The 20,037-nt window shown below is 65.5% G+C and carries 16 protein-coding genes; 9 read left to right on the top strand and 7 right to left on the bottom strand.

Annotated elements, in window-relative coordinates:
* The first annotated feature begins 193 nt into the window (after positions 1-193).
* Genes AC56LU_RS03765 through AC56LU_RS03755 form a run of 3 tightly spaced genes read left to right on the top strand, consistent with a single transcriptional unit; the run spans position 194 to position 1,912 of the window.
* Complete coding sequence (locus AC56LU_RS03765) at positions 194-742, top strand: cytochrome b (protein ID WP_497174269.1); 549 nt, start codon at positions 194-196, stop codon at positions 740-742.
* Positions 739-1,302, top strand: a complete 564-nt coding sequence (locus AC56LU_RS03760; protein ID WP_497174268.1) for a YceI family protein — start codon at positions 739-741, stop codon at positions 1,300-1,302. Before AC56LU_RS03765 ends, AC56LU_RS03760 begins: the two co-directional genes overlap by 4 nt.
* 34 nt (positions 1,303-1,336) lie before the next feature.
* Positions 1,337-1,912, top strand: a complete 576-nt coding sequence (locus AC56LU_RS03755) for a YceI family protein (RefSeq protein WP_497174267.1) — start codon at positions 1,337-1,339, stop codon at positions 1,910-1,912.
* A gap of 75 nt (positions 1,913-1,987) precedes the next feature.
* Here AC56LU_RS03755 and AC56LU_RS03750 read toward each other — a convergent pair whose 3' ends face one another.
* Positions 1,988-3,493, bottom strand: a complete 1,506-nt coding sequence (locus AC56LU_RS03750; protein ID WP_497174266.1) for a hypothetical protein — start codon at positions 3,491-3,493, stop codon at positions 1,988-1,990.
* 283 nt (positions 3,494-3,776) lie between these two features.
* Between AC56LU_RS03750 and AC56LU_RS03745 the strand changes: the two genes are divergently transcribed.
* From AC56LU_RS03745 to AC56LU_RS03725, 5 genes are all read left to right on the top strand, one after another.
* Positions 3,777-4,046 (top strand): GlsB/YeaQ/YmgE family stress response membrane protein, encoded by a 270-nt coding sequence (locus AC56LU_RS03745; protein ID WP_020656446.1) that lies wholly within the window; start codon positions 3,777-3,779, stop codon positions 4,044-4,046.
* Positions 4,047-4,109: 63 nt separating this feature from the next.
* The gene (gene cls, locus AC56LU_RS03740) at positions 4,110-5,387 is read left to right on the top strand and encodes a cardiolipin synthase (protein WP_497174265.1); all 1,278 of its coding nucleotides are present in this window, start codon (positions 4,110-4,112) and stop codon (positions 5,385-5,387) included.
* Between the two features lie 134 nt (positions 5,388-5,521).
* A complete protein-coding gene (locus AC56LU_RS03735; RefSeq protein ID WP_497174264.1) occupies positions 5,522-7,687 on the top strand; it encodes a S46 family peptidase in 2,166 nt (721 codons plus the stop codon).
* Positions 7,688-7,714: 27 nt separating this feature from the next.
* Positions 7,715-7,903 (top strand): hypothetical protein, encoded by a 189-nt coding sequence (locus AC56LU_RS03730; protein ID WP_497174263.1) that lies wholly within the window; start codon positions 7,715-7,717, stop codon positions 7,901-7,903.
* A gap of 21 nt (positions 7,904-7,924) precedes the next feature.
* Positions 7,925-8,542: an SRPBCC family protein gene (locus AC56LU_RS03725; RefSeq protein WP_497174262.1), complete on the top strand. Its 618-nt coding sequence runs from the start codon at positions 7,925-7,927 to the stop codon at positions 8,540-8,542.
* Positions 8,543-8,548: 6 nt separating this feature from the next.
* Here AC56LU_RS03725 and AC56LU_RS03720 read toward each other — a convergent pair whose 3' ends face one another.
* Together AC56LU_RS03720 and AC56LU_RS03715 are read right to left on the bottom strand one after the other, a co-directional pair.
* Positions 8,549-9,199, bottom strand: coding sequence for a CatA-like O-acetyltransferase (locus tag AC56LU_RS03720; RefSeq protein WP_497174261.1), 651 nt, complete (start codon positions 9,197-9,199; stop codon positions 8,549-8,551).
* 1 nt (position 9,200) lies between these two features.
* On the bottom strand, positions 9,201-10,664 hold the full coding sequence (locus AC56LU_RS03715; RefSeq protein WP_497174260.1) for an APC family permease: 1,464 nt from the start codon (positions 10,662-10,664) through the stop codon (positions 9,201-9,203).
* A 226-nt stretch (positions 10,665-10,890) separates the two neighbouring features.
* Between AC56LU_RS03715 and hmpA the strand changes: the two genes are divergently transcribed.
* Positions 10,891-12,078 (top strand): NO-inducible flavohemoprotein, encoded by a 1,188-nt coding sequence (gene hmpA / locus AC56LU_RS03710; RefSeq protein WP_497174259.1) that lies wholly within the window; start codon positions 10,891-10,893, stop codon positions 12,076-12,078.
* A 39-nt stretch (positions 12,079-12,117) separates the two neighbouring features.
* Here the strand turns inward: hmpA and AC56LU_RS03705 are convergent, their stop codons facing one another.
* From AC56LU_RS03705 to AC56LU_RS03690, 4 genes are all read right to left on the bottom strand, one after another.
* A complete protein-coding gene (locus AC56LU_RS03705; protein WP_497174258.1) occupies positions 12,118-12,999 on the bottom strand; it encodes a GIN domain-containing protein in 882 nt (293 codons plus the stop codon).
* Between the two features lie 108 nt (positions 13,000-13,107).
* Positions 13,108-14,226 (bottom strand): NADH:flavin oxidoreductase/NADH oxidase, encoded by a 1,119-nt coding sequence (locus AC56LU_RS03700; RefSeq protein ID WP_497174257.1) that lies wholly within the window; start codon positions 14,224-14,226, stop codon positions 13,108-13,110.
* A 67-nt stretch (positions 14,227-14,293) separates the two neighbouring features.
* Positions 14,294-15,295 (bottom strand): succinylglutamate desuccinylase, encoded by a 1,002-nt coding sequence (locus AC56LU_RS03695; protein ID WP_497174256.1) that lies wholly within the window; start codon positions 15,293-15,295, stop codon positions 14,294-14,296.
* A 4-nt stretch (positions 15,296-15,299) separates the two neighbouring features.
* Positions 15,300-20,009, bottom strand: a complete 4,710-nt coding sequence (locus AC56LU_RS03690) for an NAD-glutamate dehydrogenase domain-containing protein (protein WP_497174255.1) — start codon at positions 20,007-20,009, stop codon at positions 15,300-15,302.
* Positions 20,010-20,037: the final 28 nt, after the last annotated feature.

Genomic DNA, 20,037 nt, shown 5'->3' with positions numbered 1-20,037 from the left:
ATGGCATTAGATGGTGTCGTCAGTCATCTCTGATAAACAGCGTTCTAAAGGATTTTACATTCTACCTGCCCCGGCTGTGATTTGTTGCATTCCGTGCTAGTGTATCGAGCTGAAATTGGCAGCCCTCGGCAGCATGAAGTAAACACTGGTATAGTTAGTTCTAACGCGTACAACTTTCCAAATTACAATCTTTATGCATCGCTATACCATCCCGGCTATCGTCCTGCACTGGCTGATCGCACTGCTGATCATCGGGACCTTCACCCTCGGGCTGGTCATGACCGACATCCCGGGCATCACGCCGACCAAACTGAAATACTTCAACTGGCACAAATGGGCCGGCGTCACCGTGCTGCTGCTTGCCGCCCTGCGCCTGCTGTGGCGCCTGTTCCGCCATCCGCCGGCCTATGCCGACGCGATGCCGGCCTGGCAGCGCGGTGCGTCCCACGGCCTGCACTGGCTGCTGTACATCCTGATGTTCGCCGTGCCCCTGTCCGGCTATTTCTACAGCCTGGCGACCGGCTATCCGATCGTCTGGTTCGGCGTGCTCGAACTGCCGGTGCTGATCGGGCCCGACCCGGCCCTGAAAGTCGTGCTGAAGGAAGTCCACTACTGGCTCAACATGCTGCTGGCGCTGCTTGTCGGCCTGCACGTGGCGGCTGCGTTCAAGCACTTGCTCGTGGACCGCGACGGCGTGATGGGACGCATGCTGCCTTTCTCTTCTCGTAAGGAAATACCATGAAACCAATCAAGTCCGTGCTGCTGGCGTCTGTCATGGCGAGCGCAGTGATTGCCACATTCGCCGGCGCCGCCGTCCTCAAGACCGACCCGGCGAAAAGCAGCGTGAGCGCCACTTTCAAGCAGATGGGCGTGCCGGTCGAAGCGAAGTTCAAGCAGTTCAACGCCCAGATCGACTACGATGCGGCCAAACCGGCCGCCTCGAAGGCGACGGTCGAGATTCAAACCGCCAGCCTCGACATGGGCGACCCGGAGTACGACAAGGAAATCACCAAGAAAGAGTGGTTCAACACCGCGCAATTCCCGAAGGCGAGCTTCGTGTCCTCGAGCATCGTCCCGGCAGCGGCGGGCAAGCTCACTGTCAGCGGCAAGCTGACCATCAAGGGCCGCAGCGCCAACGTGAGCTTCCCGCTCAGCGTCAGGACGGAAGCGGGCAAACAGGTATTCGAAGGACAGCTGCCGATCAAGCGGCTGGCCTTCAACATCGGCGAAGACGAGTGGAAGGATACGAGCATGGTGGCCGATGAGGTCGTCATCAAGTTCCGCGTCACTGCCGCCCCATAATCAAGCACGCACCTCAACACACAAGGATAATCCCATGAAAATCAAGCACCTGATCGCGGCCCTGGCTGCTTCGAGCACCCTCGGCGCCGGCATCGCCTTCGCCGCCGACACCTACAAGATCGACCCGAACCATACCTACCCGAGCTTCGAAGCCGACCACATGGGCATCTCGGTCTGGCGCGGCAAGTTCAACAAGACCGAAGGCACCGTCACCCTGGACCGCAAGGCCAAGACCGGCAGCATCGACATCGTCATCGACACCACCACCATCGATTTCGGCCACGACGGCATGAATGCGCATGCCAAGAAGGCGGATATCTTCGATGTCGAAAAATTCCCGACCGCGACCTTCAAGGCCAAGTCGATCACCTTTACCGGCGACGTGCCGACCTCGGCAGCGGGCGAGCTGACCCTGCACGGCGTCACCAAGCCGCTGACCCTGACCATCAACCGCTTCAAGTGCATCGAGCATCCGCGCCTCAAGCGCGAAGTGTGCGGCGCCGACGCCAGCGCGCAGTTCAACCGCGGCGACTTCGGCATCACCTTCGGCCTGCCGGCATTCTCGCCGGAAGTGAAGCTGGCGATCCAGGTGGAAGCGGTCAAGCAGTAATCCACGCGCCAAAGAGAAAGCCCCCGGCACCGTCAGGCGCCGGGGGCTTCTTTATTTCCTTACCGGTTCAGCTGCTTAGCGGCCGTCGCGGTCGAAATCGCCAGGAATGGCGCGCTCGACCTTGTGCCATGCGGCGCGCGAAGCGTGCTTGGCCTGGTCCCAGTTCAGGCGCGAGCTGCCCTTGGTGCGCTCCCATTCGCTCGACAGCTCGTTCTCGTGCATGTCGTAGCCGCCCGGGTAGCGACCTGCCGAGTTGTAGCCCAGCGCGTAGGCCGGAGCGTAGTCGTCGTAGGTGTAGCCCGGGGTGTAGTACGGCTGGGTCTGGTACTGACCGCGCCAGTGGGCGTCTTCCTCGGCCGGGTTGACCATCTTGGCCACGCCCTTGCCGGCCATGCCGCCGACTGCCGCGCCGATGCCGGCGCCAGCCACCGCGCCGATCGGGCCGCCGACCGCGCCGCCCAGCACCGCACCGCCGACGGCAGCGCCGCCAGCAGCGCCGGCGCCGGTTGCCAGGTGGTGGTCACGCAGTTCGTCGCCTGGTTTCGGATTGACGACTTCGCCCGTACCCTGGCCGGCTGCGCCGCCTGCCAGGCCGCCGATCACGGCGCCCGCAGCGGTGCCGATCGGGCCGGCCACCGAGCCAACCGCCGCGCCGACCGCAGCGCCACCGGCGCCACCGACGCCCTGGGCCAGGTGATGGTCGTTCAGGTCGTCGCCCGCTTTCGGGTTCACGACTTCGCCCGCACCTTTGCCGGCTGCGCCGCCGGCCAGGCCGCCGACCACGGCGCCCGCGGCCATGCCGATCGGGCCGGCTGCCAGGCCTGCCATGGCGCCCACTGCAGCGCCGGTACCGGCGCCGGTGCCCTTGGCCAGGTAGTGTTCCGACAGGTCGTCACCCGCTTTCGGGTTCACGACTTCGCCCACGCCCTTGCCGGCCATGCCGCCGGTGACCGCACCGATGGCAGCGCCTGCCACGGTACCGATCGGACCGGCCGCCGAGCCGATGGCCGCGCCAGCCGCTGCACCGCCGAGGGCGCCGATACCGGCACCGATCACGTGGCTGCCGCCGTTGTCGGTGAACGACTGCTCGATGTGGCGAGCGTCTTCGTCCGAACGTGCGTTCACGCCCATCACGATGCCGCCGCGCTTGATGCCTTCTTCATAGTGCGCAGCGCGATCTTCCGGAATGCCGGCGCCGATCAGTGCACCGATCAGGCCGCCGGTGATGCCGCCGGCGCCGGCGCCGGCCAGGGCCGCTGCCAGCGGGCCAGCCACCACCAGGCCGACGCCCGGCAGCACGAGGGTGGTGCCGACTGCGGCAATGCCTGCCAGCACAGCGCCGATGGTACCGCCGATACCGGCGCCGATACCGGCGCCTTCGGCAGCCTTGCTGCCCAGTTCAGTATCGGTATCCTTGAAATGGGTCTTGCGGGCGTCGTCGGACATCATCAGGTTGACGTCGTCCTTGGTGTAGCCACGGGTCGAGATCGAGCTATAGGCGCGTTCGGCGCTGGCACGGTCAGGGAACAGGCCGGTAACCATGCGGGAATTCTGGTTGTTATTCGAATCGTAGTTGCTCATGGCGAATCCTTTCAGAAGGTTCAGGTGCTGTGGTCCTGCAAACAAAACAGAATTGCAAGTATTGAAACCTTATGCCCCGCACCAGACCTCTTCTGTTCGCTGACGCACCATGCAGGGTTCTTTTTACTCAACAATTCGCGAGGCCAAAACAGGCCTGCAGATTCGCCGTCTAACGTTCGTTGCCGCACCGACTTGAAGAGCACTGGTCTCTAGACTTTTCTCCATGGTCACGGCAATTCAAGGGCCTGGGGGTATGTTTTCTTACACTTGAAGGAGGTTCACCATGTTATTCATCATCTGGATCGTTGTCGGTGGTATTCTGGGCTGGCTGGCCAGCATGGTCATGAAGACCGACGCAGAACAAGGCATGATTCTCAACGTCGTTGTTGGTATCGTCGGCGCCTTCCTGGGTGGCTGGCTGCTGTCGCCGCTGTTTGGCTCGGGCACCATCAACTCGGACGACTTCAGCGTCTCGTCGCTGCTGGTGTCGTTCCTGGGCGCTGTCATCCTGCTGGCGATCGTGAACCTGCTGCGTCGCGGCCGTGTTCGTTAATCAGCACAGCGCTTTCTAAAAACCAACGCTTCACGCGTTGGTTTTTTTACGCCCGCATTTCTCATGTCACCCAAACGATTCTGGACAATCCTGGTCACGGCCGCGCTGACGCTGGTCGGTGGCGTTCTTGCGCTCAATTTTATGCCGAGCGAGACGCAAATCGAAACCCGCCTGCCCCGCCTGTATGACACCAACGACCCGCAATTCCGCCGCTCGCTCGGCGTCCTGCTGGGCCCGCCTATCCTGGAAGGCAACAAGGTCGATGTCTTGCTGAACGGCGACCAGATCTTCCCATCCATGCTGGAAGCGATCCGCTCGGCCAAGAAGACGATCACCTTCGAAACCTATATCTACTGGTCCGGCTCGATCGGACGCGAATTCACGGAGGCCCTGATGGAACGGGCCCGCGCCGGCGTCAAGGTACACGTGATGCTCGATTTCATGGGCAGTATCAAGCTGGACCTCGCGCAGATCGATGCCATGAAGGCGGCCGGCGTGCAGGTGCAGCGTTACCACAAGCCGGTATGGTGGAAGCTGGCGCGCCTGAACAACCGCACCCACCGCAAGCTGCTGGTCGTCGACGGCAAGGTCGGCTTCACCGGTGGGGTCGGCATTGCCGACCTGTGGCGCGGCAATGCCCAGGACGAAAATCACTGGCGCGACACCCATTTCCGCATCGAAGGACCGGTGGTCGGCCAGGTACAGGCCGTGTTCAACGACAACTGGACCAAGGCGACCGGCACGGTGCTCGACGGCGCCGACTATTTCCCTGCCCTGCAGGCCGTGGGCGACATGCCGGCCCAGATGTTTTCGAGCTCGCCAACTGGCGGCGCCGAGTCGATGCACCTGATGTACCTGATGTCGATCACCTCCGCGCGCAAGACCATCGACCTGTCGGCGGCCTACTTCGTGCCCGACGACCTGACCATCCGCACCCTGATCGAGGCGGCAAAACGCGGCGTGAAGGTGCGCATCCTGATGCCGGGCAAGTTCATCGATTCGGATCTGGTCAAGGCCGCCTCGCGCGAGCGCTGGGGCGAACTGCTGGCGGCCGGGGTGAAACTGGCCGAATACCAGCCCACGATGTTCCACGTCAAGGGACTGATCGTCGACCAGTTGCTGGTGTCGGTGGGCTCGACCAATTTCGACAACCGCTCCTTCAGCATCAATGACGAGGCCAACCTGAATGTCCTGCATGAAGGCTTCGCGCGGGAACAGACCGCGATCTTCGAGGACGACTGGAAGCGCTCGAACCCGGTGACGAAAGCCGAACATCGCGAGCGGTCCTGGTGGGAGCGCCTGACGACGGGCGCGGCGTCCATATTCAGCGCCCAGCTGTAACGCTGATTTACTCAGGGGAAACTACTCAATTTGTCAGTACGAAATACTGGTTGACGATACGTATGTGGATTACGGATACTCTTGGCTGCTCTCTGGAGCGCCAGAGTTCCCTTCCTCATACACGACAGACGCGAATGAAAAAGACCCTCCTCTCGCTGGCCATCCTCACCAGCTTCGCCGCACACGCGGACGAAGGCATGTGGATGCCGCAGCAGCTGCCACAAGTAGCCAAGCAACTGAAAGCCGCCGGCCTCAAGCTGGATCCGTCCACCCTGACCAAGCTGACCGAGTTCCCGATGGGCGCGATCGTGAGCCTGGGCGGTTGCTCGGCGTCGTTCGTTTCGCCGCAGGGCCTGGTCGTCACCAACCACCACTGCGTGTACAACAGCATCGCGGTCAATTCGACCCCGGAGCGCGACCTGCTGGCCAACGGTTTCCTCGCCAAGACCCTCGCTGAAGAACTGCCGGCCGCGCCGGGCAGCCGCGTCTACGTGACCGAGGAAGTGGCCAACGTCACCAGCCAGATCATCACCCCGGAAGTCGCCAAGCTGACCGGCAAGGCACGCATCGACGCCATCGAGAAGAACCAGAAGAAGCTGGTGGCCGATTGCGAACAGTCGGCCGGCTACCGCTGCACCGTGGCCAGCTACTACGGCGGCCTCGAGTTCTACCGCCTGAAGCAGCTGGAGATCCGTGACGTGCGCCTGGTGCATGCACCGGCCGCCGGCGTCGGCAAGTTCGGCGGCGATACCGACAACTGGATGTGGCCGCGCCACACCGGCGACTACGGCTTCTACCGCGCCTACGTGAGCAAGGATGGCAAGGCCGCCGAGTTCTCGAAGGACAACGTGCCTTACCAGCCGAAGCACGTGCTGAAGATCGCCGACCCGAGCGCCAGCGCCAAGGAAGGTGACTTCGTCATGGTGCTGGGCTACCCGGGCCGCACCAACCGCCACCGCCTGCCGTCGGAAGTCGCCTCGACCTTCGACTGGAACTACCCGGCCTTCGTTGCCGCATCGGGCGAGACCCTGGCGATCATCGAGCGCGAGACCAAGACCGACCCGGCCGCCAAGCTCAAGTACGCCGGCCAGATCGCCAGCGTCAACAACTACTACAAGAACCGCAAGGGCATGCTGACCTCCTATGCGAGCAGCGACTTCCTGCAGCGCAAGACGGCCGAGCACAACGCCCTGAAGGCCTGGGTCAACGCCAACCCGGCCCGCAAGGCGCAGTACGCCGCCGACATCGAGCAGGCCGAGAAGCTGATCGCCGAGCGCGACGCCAACGCCAAGAAAGGCTTCTACCTGAGCTACGCCCAGCCGAAGTTCCTGTCCTCGGCGCGTTCGCTGTACCGCCTGGCCAACGAGCGCACCAAGCCGGACGCCGAGCGCAAGTCGGGCTTCCAGGAACGCGACCTGCCGCGCTGGACCTCGGTCGTGACGGGCCAGGACCGTACCTACGACGAAAAGGTCGACAAGGCGCTGGTGCTGAACTTCCTCACCAAGTACAACGCGCAGCCGGCTGCCGAACACGACGCCGCCTTCGACGCCGCCCTGGGCATCCGCGCCGGCATGAGCGAAGCCGAACTGAAGGCCGCACTGGACCGCATCTACGCCGGTTCCAAGCTGGCCAACAAGGAAGAGCGCGTGACCTGGCTGAAGAAGTCGCCGGCCGAATTCCAGGCCTCGAACGACAGCTTCATCAAGGCCGCCGTCGCGATGTACGACGCCGGCATGAAAGAAGAAGCCAAGGAAGAGGAAATGGCTGGCAAGATCCAGCAAGCCTACGGCAATTACATGCGCGCCAAGATCGCCTACATGAACAGCAAGGGCCAGGCCGTCTACCCGGACGCCAACGGCACCCTGCGCGTCACCTTCGGCAAGATCATGGGCCGTGACGTCGGCGCCGACGGCACCGGTTCCTGGACCGCGTTCACGACCCCGAAAGGCATCGTGGCCAAGCACACCGGCGAAGGCGAGTTCAATGCGCCGGCGGCCCAGCTGGCGGCGATCCAGTCCAAGGACTTCGGCAAGTACGTCGATCCGAAGCTGAAGACCGTGCCGGTCAACTTCCTGGCGACCCTGGACATCACCGGCGGCAACTCGGGTTCGGCAGCACTGAACTCGAAGGGCGAGCTGATCGGCCTGGCCTTCGACGGCACCCTGGATTCGATCATCTCGGACTGGGACTTCAACAAGGCCATGACCCGCTCGATCCAGGTCGACAGCCGCTACATGCTGTGGAACATGAAGCATGTGGACAAGGCCGACAACCTGCTGAAGGAAATGAACGTGCAATAAAGCGTTCTGCCGGCGCCTGCGGGCGCCATGCATGAAAAAACCACGCCGCCGCAAGGCCGCGTGGCTTTTTTTCGTTCGGACACTACGCAATTCTGGTTTTGCAGGGTGCGCGGTTTTGCCGTGCGCGCGTCCAAGCCGGGCAAGAACGGACGCAGCATTACGTTATCGCGCATGCCTTGGCCGGAAAATCCACATGCTATGATCGCCGCGCAATAAACACATTCAAGAAGGGGACACATGAAGATCGATTTCCAGGCCGAGCACGAAGTCAGCGACGCGGCCGCGCAGGCGGCCACGGGCGACACGCTGGCCGGCTGGTTCGGGCGCATCGACGCACAGGGCGGCCTGGCGCTCGGCCGGCATGGCATCGCGCGCTGGATGTACGGCGAGCTGAAGATCGATATGTGGTGGGTCACGACCATCGCCAACGAATACGAGCGTGCGCGCGGCAAGTTAGAGAAGGACGGCAAACCCGCGGGCTATACGATCTGCGCCACCAAGAGCATCAAGGCGGATGCGCAGGCATGCTACGCCGCGTTTGCCGACGCGGCGCAGCTGGATCGCTGGTTTGGCCCTGGCAACCGGATCGAGGTCGCTCCCGGCGGGCGCTGGACCAACGGCGACGGCAATGCCGCCACCATCAGGAAGGCGACGCCGGGAAAGAACATCCGGATGGTGTGGGAAGACCCGGCACTGGGCATCCCCGCGCCGGTCGAAGTAAAGTTCCAGTCCGTCGCGGACAAATGCACGGTGACCGTGACGATCGATCGCCTGCAGACACGCCCCGAAGCCGATGGCTACCGCAAGGCCTGGGGCGGCGCCCTGGTACGCCTGAAGTCCCTGCTCGAGGCTTAAGGCGCTTCAGCCGATCATCGCTTCCAGCTCGGCCGCGATTCCCTGCGCCAGCTGATGAATGTGGAAACCGTCCACGAAGCCGTGATGCGCCTGCACCGAGAAAGGCAGTTCCAGGCGGCCGTCCGGCAGGTCGCGGAACTTCCCCCAGGCGAACGAAGGAATATCCGGCTGCGCCAGCGAGGCGCTCGGATGCTGGATCGAAGTGAACGCGAGCCAGGGAATGCAGGTGACGAACACCTGCTCCTTCGCTTGCAGCGGCGTGCGCGCGGCATACTCCATGTTCAGCGCCGCCATGCCGCTGGCCTGCTCGCGCGCCGCGATGCCGCGCGCGACGAATTCGCGCAGGTCGTCGCTCCAGTCGAACTGGGCGAAATTCAGGTCATTGTGCTGGTTGACCACCGTGAAGGACGGGATCAGGCGGTCGATGCGGATCACCTCGCCGTCCAGTATCCGGTAGCGGAAGTTTTCCACCTTTAGCACCGCGCGCAGCACGGCGCACAGCAGCACGTGGAAAGGCGCCAGGCCCTGTTCCTTGCACCAGGGCCGGAAATCCGGCAGCGCGAGCGGGAAGCAGATGTTGACCGCGGCGCTGTCCATGCCGTTGAACAGGTCGAAGCGGTCGCGCCGCCGTTCAAAATGTTCCAGACTCGTCTCCACCTTACCGGGCTTTGTTCAGGCGGCTGTGACGCACGCTGTACAGGAAGTAGGTCGCCACCGCCACGCCGATCCAGATGAAGAACACGCGGAAGGTGGCCGGCGACAGGTCCTTCATGATGTACAGGCAGGCCAGCACCGACAGGCCCGGGATCACGTAGGGACCGAAAGGCACGCGGAAGTGGCCCGGCTCGCCGCGGCCCTGCTTGGCGCGGATCACCGGCACCGCGATCGACACCACGATGAAGGCGGTCAGCGTGCCCATGCTCACCATGTCCCACAGGAAGCCGGAGTCGACCAGGCCGGCCACCGTGCCCACCACCAGGCAGACGATGATCGTATTGCTGACCGGCGCCAGGGTGCGCTTGTTCACCTTCTGGAAGGTCTTGGGGATCAGGCCGTCGCGGCTGATCGCATACAGGATGCGCGTCTGGCCGTAGATCGTCACCAGGGTCACCGAGAACACCGACACCACGGCGCCGGCCGACAGCACCAGCGCCGGCCAGGCCTGGCCGGTCACGTTCTGCAGGATCACCGACAGGCCGGCCTCCTGGCCCGCGAACATGTGCGCGGGCTGGGCGCCCATCGCGGCCACCGCCACCAGCATGTAGAAGGCGGTCACGATCAGCAGCGCGGCCAGGATCCCGATCGGCACGTTGCGGCGCGGGTTGTTGGTTTCCTCGCCGGCGGTGGCGATGGTGTCCAGGCCGATGAAGGAGAAGAACACGGTGCCGGCGGCGGCGGTCACGCCGGCCATGCCCACGAACCCGCTGTCGGGGGCCGGATTGAAGAAGGGGGTGAAATTGGCGGCGTCGAAGCCGGTAAAGGCGATCACCGCGAAGAAGATCAGGATCGCCAGCTTGACCAGCACCATGACGGCGTTGGTGGTGGCCGATTCCTTGGTGCCGCGGATCAGGAGGATGCAGCACATCGCGATCAGGATCACCGGCGGCAGGTTGAAGTTACCCGGGGTGAAATGGACGTTGTGGTGGTCCGACACGAACATCGGCGAGCGCAGGTGGGACGGGATCTCCCAGCCGAAGGCGTTCACCAGGAAGTTATTCAGGTAGTCCGACCAGCCGATCGCCACGGCGCTCCCCGCCAGGCCGTATTCGAGCAGCAGGCAGGCCGCCACGATGAAGGCGGCGAACTCGCCGACGGTGGCATAGGCGAAGGAATACGAGGACCCGGCGGCCGGCACGCGGCCCGCCAGTTCGGCGTAGCACAGCGCGGTCAGGCCGGCGGTGAGGGCGGCCAGCAAGAACGACAGGATCACGGCCGGACCGGCCTTCGGCACCGCTTCCACCATCGTGAAGAAGATGCCGGTGCCGATGGTGGCGCCGACGCCGATCATCGTCAGCGGGAACAGGCCCAGCGACCGTTGCAGCCCGCCTGCCCCGTCCCCATCGTCGTGGTGACGTTCAGCTGTTTTGGTGCGGATCAGCTTTTGGCCCAGGGTCAGATTCACGGCGTGTCCTTTGTGTGGAGACTTCGGCGGCGGCTTGTTCGGCTGCCAATCAAAACCAGCGATTATAGTTGTACTTGTGTTTTCCCAATAAATTTGTTTGCCCAAAGATGCATTTCTTAAACATCTTTTGATAGAATAGCTGCGTCCGCACCCACTCACCCTCCAGTCCGGACCATTTTTTTGGCCTTAAACATGCATCAGCAATACTTCAATTAAGGAAAACACCATGATCTCGAGCGCTTCCCGCCCCTACATCGACGCTTCCGTTCCCGTCCTGCGCGAGCACGGCGTGGCCATCACCACCACCTTCTATGCCAGCATGTTCGAAGCCCATCCGGAGCTGAAAAACCTGTTCAACATGGGCAACCAGGCCAACGGCGCGCAGCAGCAATCGCTGGCCTCGGCGGTATTCGCCTATGCCGCCAACATCGGCAACGCCGGCGCGCTCGGCCCGGTGGTGAGCCGCATCGTCCACAAGCACGCCTCGGTGGGCATCCGTGCCGACCACTACCCGATCGTCGGCCACCACCTGCTCGGCGCGATCAAGACCGTGCTGGGCGACGCCGCCACCGAACCGCTGCTCAAGGCCTGGGAAGAAGCCTATACCTCGCTGGCGCGCCTGTTGATCGATGCGGAAGCGAAGATGTATGCCGAAGCCGGCGTGCAGCCGGGAGAGACGCGCGCGATGCGTGTGACGGAGGTGCTGCGCGAGAGCGACAACGTGATCTCGATCCGCTTTGTCCCGGCGGACGGCGGCGCCTTGCCGCCTTTCAGGGCCGGCCAGTACGTGAGCGTGGCGGTCGACTTCAAGGACGGCCACCGCCAGCTGCGCCAGTACAGCCTGTCGGATGCGAACGACAAGGACAGCCTGCGCATCTCGGTGAAACGCGAGGACGGCGGCGCCCATCCGGCCGGCGAGGTGTCGACCTGGCTGCACGATAATGTCAACGTGGACGACGTGCTGCACGTGACCCATCCGTTCGGCGACTTCCTGCCCGATACCGAATCGAACGAGCCGGTGGTGCTGCTGTCGGCGGGCGTCGGCATCACGCCGATGATCGCGGCGCTGAACCGCATCGCGATGGTCAATCCCGAACGCCGCGTGATCTTCGCCCATGCCGCGCGCAACGCGGCGCACCATGCGCACCGGGCGGACATCGCCGCCGCGCAGGCGCGCATGCCGCACCTGCACGTGGTGAGCTTCCATGAGGAAGACGAAGCGGAAGGCGTGTTGAAAGGGAAGATGGAACTGGCGCGCCTGCCCTCGTGGCCGCGCGGCGAGACCGACGTCTACATGTGCGGCCCGCTTCCCTTCATGCAGGCGCAGTGGAATGCGCTGCTGGCGGCCGGCGCCCCGGCCAGCCGCCTGCACCGCGAGGTGTTCGGGCCGGACCTGCTGGACAACCTGCTGTAATCTCTGGCGGTGGCTGGCATCGCCGGCCACCTTGCAACATCAATCGAGCAAATGCACGTTCCGTCCGGTGACGCTGCGCTGCGCCGGATGCCCGTACACCCGGATCCCGCCCGACCCGCCGCCATGGGCCACCAGCGACTGCTTGACGGTGGCGCGGATCCCGCCCGAACCGTCGGCCGCCAGGTCGGCGTCCTGCGTCAACAGCTTGGCCAGGTCGACGCTGCCGGACCCCGCCACGCGGGCATTCAGCGAACGCACCGCGCCGCCGGCCTGCAGCACGCCGGAACCGGCCACGCTGGCGCGCACGTAGTCGCCGCGGATCTCGCCGATGTGCATGCGGCCCGAACCCGCCAGGCTCAGGTCGGCGCTGGCGCTGCGCAAATCCGCCGCATCGAGGACGCCCGAGCCGCTCACGCGCGCCTGCAGGCTGTCGACCTTCCCTGCCAGGCGAACCTGTCCCGAACCGCTCTTGCGCACCGCCAGCGGCGCCCCGTCCAGGTCGCGCACGGCAACCTGGCCGGAACCGCTGGCGCGCACCTCGGTCAGGCGCGACGTGGTGTAGACGATGCGCACCGGCGTCTTGCTGCGCAGATTGCGCTCGTTGAAGATCTTCAGCGTATTGCCGTGCGCCTCGGTGCGGACGTAGGGCAGCAGGTTGCCGTCGGCTTCGACCAGCAGCGACGCCGGGCCCGGACGCACCTGGACCTCGACCTGCATCGAACCGCTCACTTCCAGCTCGCCGTGGGCCGCCACCTGGCGCTGGTCGCGCGCCGCGATGCCGTCACCCTCGACGGTGCTGTCGCTGAACACGGTATGCATGCGCACGTCGCCGTCGTTCGGCGACACGATGATGGCGCAGCCGCCGAGGGAAGCAGCGGCGGCGATGGAAGCGACGGCAAGAAGGGTACGCGGCGTACGCATGGCAGGAATCCTTTGTTCTGGTTATTAACTGGTATCACTGTAACAACCGCCTCGCCAGGCCACCCGCGTCTTGCGACAGGCTGCAGGAATCGCGTGCTGAGCTGCGACTCAGCGCTGCCCCAGGCGCGTGGTCCCGAACAGCGCCTTGTACTCGCGCGGCTGCGAACGCCAGTACTGCGGTGGCGCGAACACCTGCTCGCCCAGCACGGCTGCCGCATGCCACGGCCAGCGCGGGTCGTACAACATGGCGCGCGCCAGTCCGATGACGTCGGCCTGGCCCTGCTGCAGGATGTCTTCCGCCTGCTGCGCCTCGGTGATCAGGCCCACGCCGATGGTCGGCATGCCGGTCTCGCGCTTGATGCGCTGCGCGAATTCCACCTGATAGCCCGGTCCAAGGGGAATCTTCTGCAGCGGCGACAGGCCGCCACTCGAGACGTGAATGAAATCGCAGCCGCGCCCCTGCAGCTCGCGGGCGAAGCGCACGCTCTGTTCGATCTCCCAGCCGCCATCGACCCAGTCGGTGCCCGAGATGCGCATGCCGACCGCCATCCGTGCCGGCACGGCGGCGCGCACGGCGTCGAATACCGCGAGCGGAAAGCGCATGCGGTTCTCGATCGAACCGCCATACGCGTCGTCACGCGTATTGGACAGAGGCGACAGGAACTGGTGCAGCAGGTAGCCGTGAGCGCCGTGCAGCTCGATGCCGTCCAGGCCGAGCGCAAGGGCGCGTCTGGCGGCTGCCACGAAGCCGTCCAGGATGCGCGCCAGGCCCTGGGCGTCCAGCGCGACTGGTACGGTCTCACCCTCGGCATGCGGCATATTCGAAGGCGCGACGGTCTGCCAGCCGCGCGGCTGGCCGGGCGGGATGTTGGCGCCGCCTTCCCACGGCACTTCGCTCGAGGCCTTGCGGCCGGCATGGGCCAGCTGGATGGCGACCTTGATCGGCGAATGGCGGCGGATCGCGGCAAGGACCGGCGCGAGGGCCTCGGCGTGGGCGTCGGACCACAGTCCCAGGTCGTCCGGCGAAATCCTGCCTTCAGGGGTGACCGCGGTTGCTTCGATGATGAGCAGGCCGGCGCCGGACAGGGCCAGGCCGCCGAGGTGGATGGTGTGCCAGTCGGTCGGCAGGCCATCCACGGCTGAATACTGACACATCGGCGCGATGGCGATGCGGTTGGGGAGTTGCAGGGGGCCCAGGGATACTGGGGAGAAAAGCATGCTGCTCATGAAGCCTCCGCGGTGGGCAAAGGCGTCAGTCTAGAGCAGTGCCGGTTTTGCTGCTGTCCGCAGCGCGTCAGCCGATCCGCACGACCATCAGGCCCGCGCGCAAGCCAACCCGCACATCAGGATTCGGAAACACCACCAGCTCCTCCTCATGCTCGACGCGGTACACGGTGTCGCCGTCGGTCGCGATGACGTCGCCCTTCTTCATCGGCGTGAAGTTCCAGGTCTCGCGGCCCACCGACATGCTGAACGCCTCCGACAGCTTGATGACCTGCCTTGCCGTCGCAAACACGTGCGGCGCGGTGCAGGCATCGACGCCGGGCCGGCCGCGCAGCAGCCGGTCCAGCGCTGTAGATGCATCGGCGAACTGCGACAAGTCGTTCTGTCCCAGCGTGCCGACCCGCCCCAGCTCCACGGTACTGCCGGCAGCGCCATGGTGCTCGCTCGAATAGTAGCTGTAGGTGCCGACCGACTTCGGGTTCATGATGACGGCGCCGATTGCCGCCTGCCCCAGCCAGTCGATCAGCGCCTTGCGCGGCGCATCGGCAATGATCTCCGGCACGATCGCGAACATCGGATAGTGCGACGGCCGGATCGCCGTGTGCAGGTCGAGGTGCCAGCGCCGCGGCCCTGCCCCTTCGAAGAAGGCGCAGGTGGCGGCAATCAGCGCATCGGCCCGCGCCGCCTCGAAGGCCGAGGCCAGCGAACCGCGCTCGCTACGGAACATGCGGTTCAGGTCCGCATCGATGAAGCGCTTGCCCTGGGCGATGGCATCGATGTTCCCGACGCACAGCATCAGGTCCACCGCCAGCTCGGTTGGGGTGCGCGACAGGGCCTCGATGAGCCAGGCGACCATTTCGATCGGCCCGGTCTCGTCGCCATGCACGCCCACCGACACCAGCACGCTCGCGCGTGCCTGGTCGGGTGTGGCCGACTTGACGGCCAGGATGCCGTTCGCCGGCAGGCTGACCGCGAAGCCAGCCTCGGCGAAGCGCTGCGCGACCGCACCGAAATCAGCTTCGGCCAGCGCGCGCACCGCTTCCGGCAGCGCAACAGGAAGGTCTGCGCTCATCTGCTCAGGCAGCCAGGCGGTCCGGGCTCGAACCTTCCGACAGCGCCCACACGTCCAGCATCGCCTGCTCGAGCTCGACGGGCTGTGCGAAGCCGGTGAGACCGCGCGCTTCCGTGACCTGCTTGACGGCTTCCAGCGGATCGCCGCCCGTGCCGGCACGCTCGATCACCTGCAGCAGCAGGCGCTGCTGGGTGCGGCGCAGGGCCTGCATCGCGTAGTTGCGCAGCTGTTCCTGCGCCTTGCTCTGCGCCGGCAGCTTCAGGCCGCGTTCGAGCGTGTCGATGCCGGCCTGCTGGCGCAGCGCCATGCCGACCTGCAGGAACTGGGCCAGGCTCATGCCGCTCGGACGCTGCACCGACACCGCCGCGAACAGGAAGGTGGCCAGCGACTCGATGGTCTCGACCGCCTTCCAGGCGCTGGTGAAGGATGTCGGCAGGCCAGTGTGGCCGTCCGCTTCCGAACGGGTCGGGCTCAGGACGCGCAGCTGGTCGGCCTGGCCGAACAGCGTCGACAGCTCGGCCATGCCGTCGGTGCCGGCCGGCAGCGACAGCACGCCTTCGATCACGGCGCGCAGCAGCGCACGGGTACGCGCATCGACCGCCATCGAGACGTCACGCGGTACCTTCAGCGCATCGGCGTCGAGCGCGTCGAACACCGGCGCCAGGTGCAGCGCCGACCAGGCGCGTGCCCAGGCCTTGACCACCTCGGTTTCCTCGACGCGGTGTTCGGCCGCCAGGTCGCGCAGCATCAGCGGACCGCAGCGGTTGACCGCTTCGTTGGCCAGCACGGTCGCCAGGATGGCGTTGGCCAGCGGGTGGTTCAGCGGGTTGCGGGTGGCGACCAGCTGGGCCGGGAAGTACGGACGCAGCAGCGACTCGGCCCAGACTTCCTTGGTCAGGTCGATTGCCGCCAGGGTGCGCTTGAAGCGGTTCTTGACGTTGGCGATGACCACCGCCAGTTCCGGCGCCGTCAAGCCCAGGCCGAGTGCCTTGCGGCGCTGCAGTTCGGTGTCGCTCGGCAGCTGTTCCAGTTCGCGGTTGACCGCGCCTTCCGACTCCAGGTTGGTGATCAGGGCGGCGTAGCCGTCCACGGTCGATGCGGTGGCCTGCGCCTGCGCTTCGCGGGTGAGCAGATGGGTCTGCAGCGTGTTGTCGCGCAGGACCAGGTCTTCCACGGCGCCCGTCATCTCGTTCAGCACGCGGTTACGGTCCGCTTCGGACAGCTCGCCGGCATTGACTTCGGTGTCCAGCCAGATCTTGATGTTCACTTCGTGGTCGGAGCAGTCCACGCCCGCCGAGTTGTCGATCGCATCGGTGAAGATGCGGCCGCCGGCCAGGGCGAATTCGATACGGCCGGCCTGGGTCGCGCCCAGGTTGCCGCCTTCGGCCACTACCTTGCAGCGCAGTTCGCTGCCATTGACGCGAATGCGGTCATTGGCGCGGTCTTTCACTTGGGCGTGGGTCTCGCTCGAGCACTTGATGTAGGTGCCGATGCCGCCGTTGTAGAACAGGTCCACCGGCGCCAGCAGGATGCGGTGCATCAGTTCTTCCGGCGACAGCGAGGTTTCCTTGATGTCGAGCGCAGCGCGCACTTCCGGGCTCAAGTCGATCGAGCGCGCGGTGCGCGGGTACACACCACCGCCCTGCGAGATCAGGCTCTTGTCGTAGTCTTCCCACGACGAACGTGGCAGTGCGAACATGCGCTCGCGTTCCTTGAACGACACCGCGACATCCGGAGTCGGGTCGAGGAAGATATGGCGGTGATCAAAGGCCGCCACCACCTTGAGCTGGCGCGACAGCAGCACGCCGTTGCCGAACACGTCGCCCGACATGTCGCCCACGCCAACCATGGTCACCGGGCTGTTGCTCATGTCGTGGCCCAGTTCGTAGAAGTGGCGCTTGACCGCTTCGAACGCGCCCTTGGCGGTAATGCCCATCTTCTTGTGGTCGTAGCCGTTCGAGCCGCCCGACGCGAACGCGTCGCCCAGCCAGAAGCCGCGCTTGACGGCGATGCTGTTGGCGATGTCCGAGAAGGTCGCGGTGCCCTTGTCGGCGGCCACCACCAGGTACGGATCGTCCTGGTCGTGGCGCACGGTGTTGTCCGGCGGGACGATGGCGCCGCGCACGCGGTTGTCGGTCACTTCCAGCAGGCTGGCGATGAACTCGCGATAGCATGCTTCGCCTTCGGCGGCCACGACTTCACGCGCGGCGCCGGCCGGCATCTGCTTGCACACGAAGCCGCCCTTCGAGCCGGCCGGCACGATGACGGCGTTCTTCACCATCTGCGCCTTCACCAGGCCCAGCACTTCGGTGCGGTAGTCTTCCATGCGGTCCGACCAGCGCAGGCCGCCGCGGGCGACCGGGCCGCCGCGCAAGTGCACGCCTTCGAAACGGCGCGAGAACACGTAGATCTCGCGATACGGACGCGGCTCCGGGGCCAGCGCCAGGTTGCTGGTGTCGACCTTGAAGATGATCTTCTCGCCGGCGTTCTGGAAGTAGTTGGTGCGCACGGTGGCCAGGACCAGGTCAACCAGGGCAGCCATGATTTCCTCGGTGTCGGCGTGGTTCACCGTCGACAGGCCGGCTTTCAGCGCGGCCAGCTTGGCGGTGCCGGCGGCATGCTCGGCTTCGCCCAGTTTAGGATCGAAGCGCAGCAGGAAGCCGGTGACGAATTCCTTCACCAGGGCCGACTGGGTGCGCAGGGTCTCGGCCATGTAGCGCACCGAGAACTTGGAGCCGAGCTGGCGCCAGTAGCTGATGTAGGCGCGCACCAGCTGCACTTCGCGCGTCGACAGGCCGCCCTCGATGGTCAGGCCGTTCATGCGGCCGTCTTCGGCTTCGTCGTTGAACAGCGCGGTGAACAGTTCTTCGGCCACCGAGATGATGCCCGGCTTGACCAGCTTGGCGCCGCTCTCGTCGTCCACGGCCAGCGCGGTGACGTGGTGGCGAGTGCCGTCGGCGGTGGTAAACGACCAGGTCTGCTCGCGGTCCACGGCGATGCCGGCGTTCTGCAGCGCCGGCAGGATGCGCGACAGCGAAGGCACGACTTCGCCCGAATACAGGCGGATCGAGGCGTCGATGCCGTTGGCGGCGTCGCCCGGTTCGACGCGCGCGACCACACGGCCAGGCTGGCAGTTTTTCAGCAGGGCCTGCAGGTCGCGGAACGCGGTTTCCGGCGCGGTGTTGGTAACAAACGAGACCGGCAGGTTGGCGCCGAGCTTGCGCAGGCTGCTGCGCAGGCCGGCGTCTTCGATGCTGTTGGTGACGGCGGCGAAGCGGTCGTGCCAGCCGTCCAGCACCGCCAGCAGCGGCTGCTGGATGTCGGTTTCGAGGTCGAGCGGGTAGCGCGCGGCCTGGGCGATCAGGTAGACGCGGGCCAGCGGGCCGTCGGCCACCAGGGTCTGCACGCGCACGTCGACCGCGCCCGAGCTGTTCTTCAGGGCCGAGGCGAGGCTGGAGGCCACCGCGGCGCTGTAGCGCTCGCGCGGCAGGTAGACCAGCACGTTCAGGTGGCGCGCATACACGTCGCGGCGCGCGAAGACTTTCGGGCGCGGCTGCTTGTACATCGACACGACCGAGCTGCACACCTGGGCCAGCCATTCCGGATCGGCTTCCAGCGCTTCGGTGCGCGGCAACGATTCGAGGATCTCGACGAATTTCTCGGCGCGGAAGCCTTCCTGGCGCACGCCGGCGATCGACAGCACCTTGGCGACGCGGCCGCGCGCGAACGGCAGGCGCGCCAGCGGGGTCGCGGTGGCGGCGCGGGTGAACAGGCCGACGAAGCAGTGTTCGCCCAGGATGCGACCTTGCGCATCGGTGTTGCGCACGCCGATGAAATCGAGCGGCTGGTCGCGGTGCAGGGTGCCTTCGACGTCGGCCTTGACGATCGACAGGGTGTCGGCGCGGCGCGACAGGGTTTCGAAGTCGCCCGGGATGTTGGCCAGGCAGGTGCCGTAGACCGGGTGCGCGGTGTTGGCCAGCACGCCGATGCGGCTCGGGATGTCGCGTTCGAGTTCGCGCACGCCTTCCTTCACTGCGTAGTAGGCGTAGCCGAAGGGTTCGAAGCCTTCGTTCTTGGCCCACTCGAGGAAGGCGGCCACTTCCTGGCCTTCGGGGGTACCGGCATTGGCGCTTGCTGCAGCCACCGCGGTCATGCGGTCGGCCATCTTGACGGCGTCGCCCTGCACGGTGGCGGCGTCGCTGGCGACCATGCGGATGCGCGCGGTCAGGGAATCGAGTTCGCCGAATTCGAGCTCGTCGCTCATCAGGATCAGGACGATCGACTCCAGCGGCGCGCCGGCTTCGCCGACGCCGGTGGCCAGGCCATTGGCGTCACGGCGCACGGCCAGCACGGCGTTCATCACGCCGGCGGCGGTCTGGCGCTCCTTGCGCAGGGCCATGACGAAGGAATCGACCAGGTAAGGCATGTCGTCGTTCAGGATCAGCAGGGCAGTCGCCATGCCGCCACGCCCGTCGGAGTAGCGCATCTGCGCGATCTGGCAGCCAGGGCCGGTGCGCTGGGCCAGCTGCGAGAATCCTTCCCACAGCACCGGCGCCAGGCTCTCGGGCGCGGTGCCGGCCAGGTCTTCGTCGTCGAGCGATCCGAGCCATGCGCTGATGAGCGCGCCCACCTGGGCGTTGGCGCCGGCGGCGGACTGGTTTGCGTTAACCAGGCTAAGCGTCTGGCTGCGCAAATCTTGAGGCATGTCTTTCATGTTGCTTCTCCAAAGTTTGTGTGCCCGG

This window comes from Telluria sp. PB2R4 (assembly GCF_059685695.1).
Note: the sequence above shows the minus strand (reverse complement) of the source record. Positions and strands in the feature narration are given on the sequence as shown.

Bases quoted from the DNA above. Each gene is read 5' to 3' on its own strand.
- AC56LU_RS03700 (WP_497174257.1), bottom strand. From the start codon at position 14,226: ATGAGCAGCATGCTTTTCTCCCCAGTATCCCTGGGCCCCCTGCAACTC.
- AC56LU_RS03760 (WP_497174268.1), top strand. From the start codon at position 739: ATGAAACCAATCAAGTCCGTGCTGCTGGCGTCTGTCATGGCGAGCGCA.
- AC56LU_RS03690 (WP_497174255.1), bottom strand. From the start codon at position 20,009: ATGAAAGACATGCCTCAAGATTTGCGCAGCCAGACGCTTAGCCTGGTT.
- AC56LU_RS03745 (WP_020656446.1), top strand. From the start codon at position 3,777: ATGTTATTCATCATCTGGATCGTTGTCGGTGGTATTCTGGGCTGGCTG.
- AC56LU_RS03735 (WP_497174264.1), top strand. From the start codon at position 5,522: ATGAAAAAGACCCTCCTCTCGCTGGCCATCCTCACCAGCTTCGCCGCA.
- AC56LU_RS03750 (WP_497174266.1), bottom strand. From the start codon at position 3,493: ATGAGCAACTACGATTCGAATAACAACCAGAATTCCCGCATGGTTACC.
- AC56LU_RS03725 (WP_497174262.1), top strand. From the start codon at position 7,925: ATGAAGATCGATTTCCAGGCCGAGCACGAAGTCAGCGACGCGGCCGCG.
- AC56LU_RS03695 (WP_497174256.1), bottom strand. From the start codon at position 15,295: ATGAGCGCAGACCTTCCTGTTGCGCTGCCGGAAGCGGTGCGCGCGCTG.
- AC56LU_RS03765 (WP_497174269.1), top strand. From the start codon at position 194: ATGCATCGCTATACCATCCCGGCTATCGTCCTGCACTGGCTGATCGCA.
- AC56LU_RS03705 (WP_497174258.1), bottom strand. From the start codon at position 12,999: ATGCGTACGCCGCGTACCCTTCTTGCCGTCGCTTCCATCGCCGCCGCT.
- AC56LU_RS03730 (WP_497174263.1), top strand. From the start codon at position 7,715: ATGCATGAAAAAACCACGCCGCCGCAAGGCCGCGTGGCTTTTTTTCGT.
- AC56LU_RS03755 (WP_497174267.1), top strand. From the start codon at position 1,337: ATGAAAATCAAGCACCTGATCGCGGCCCTGGCTGCTTCGAGCACCCTC.
- cls (WP_497174265.1), top strand. From the start codon at position 4,110: ATGTCACCCAAACGATTCTGGACAATCCTGGTCACGGCCGCGCTGACG.
- hmpA (WP_497174259.1), top strand. From the start codon at position 10,891: ATGATCTCGAGCGCTTCCCGCCCCTACATCGACGCTTCCGTTCCCGTC.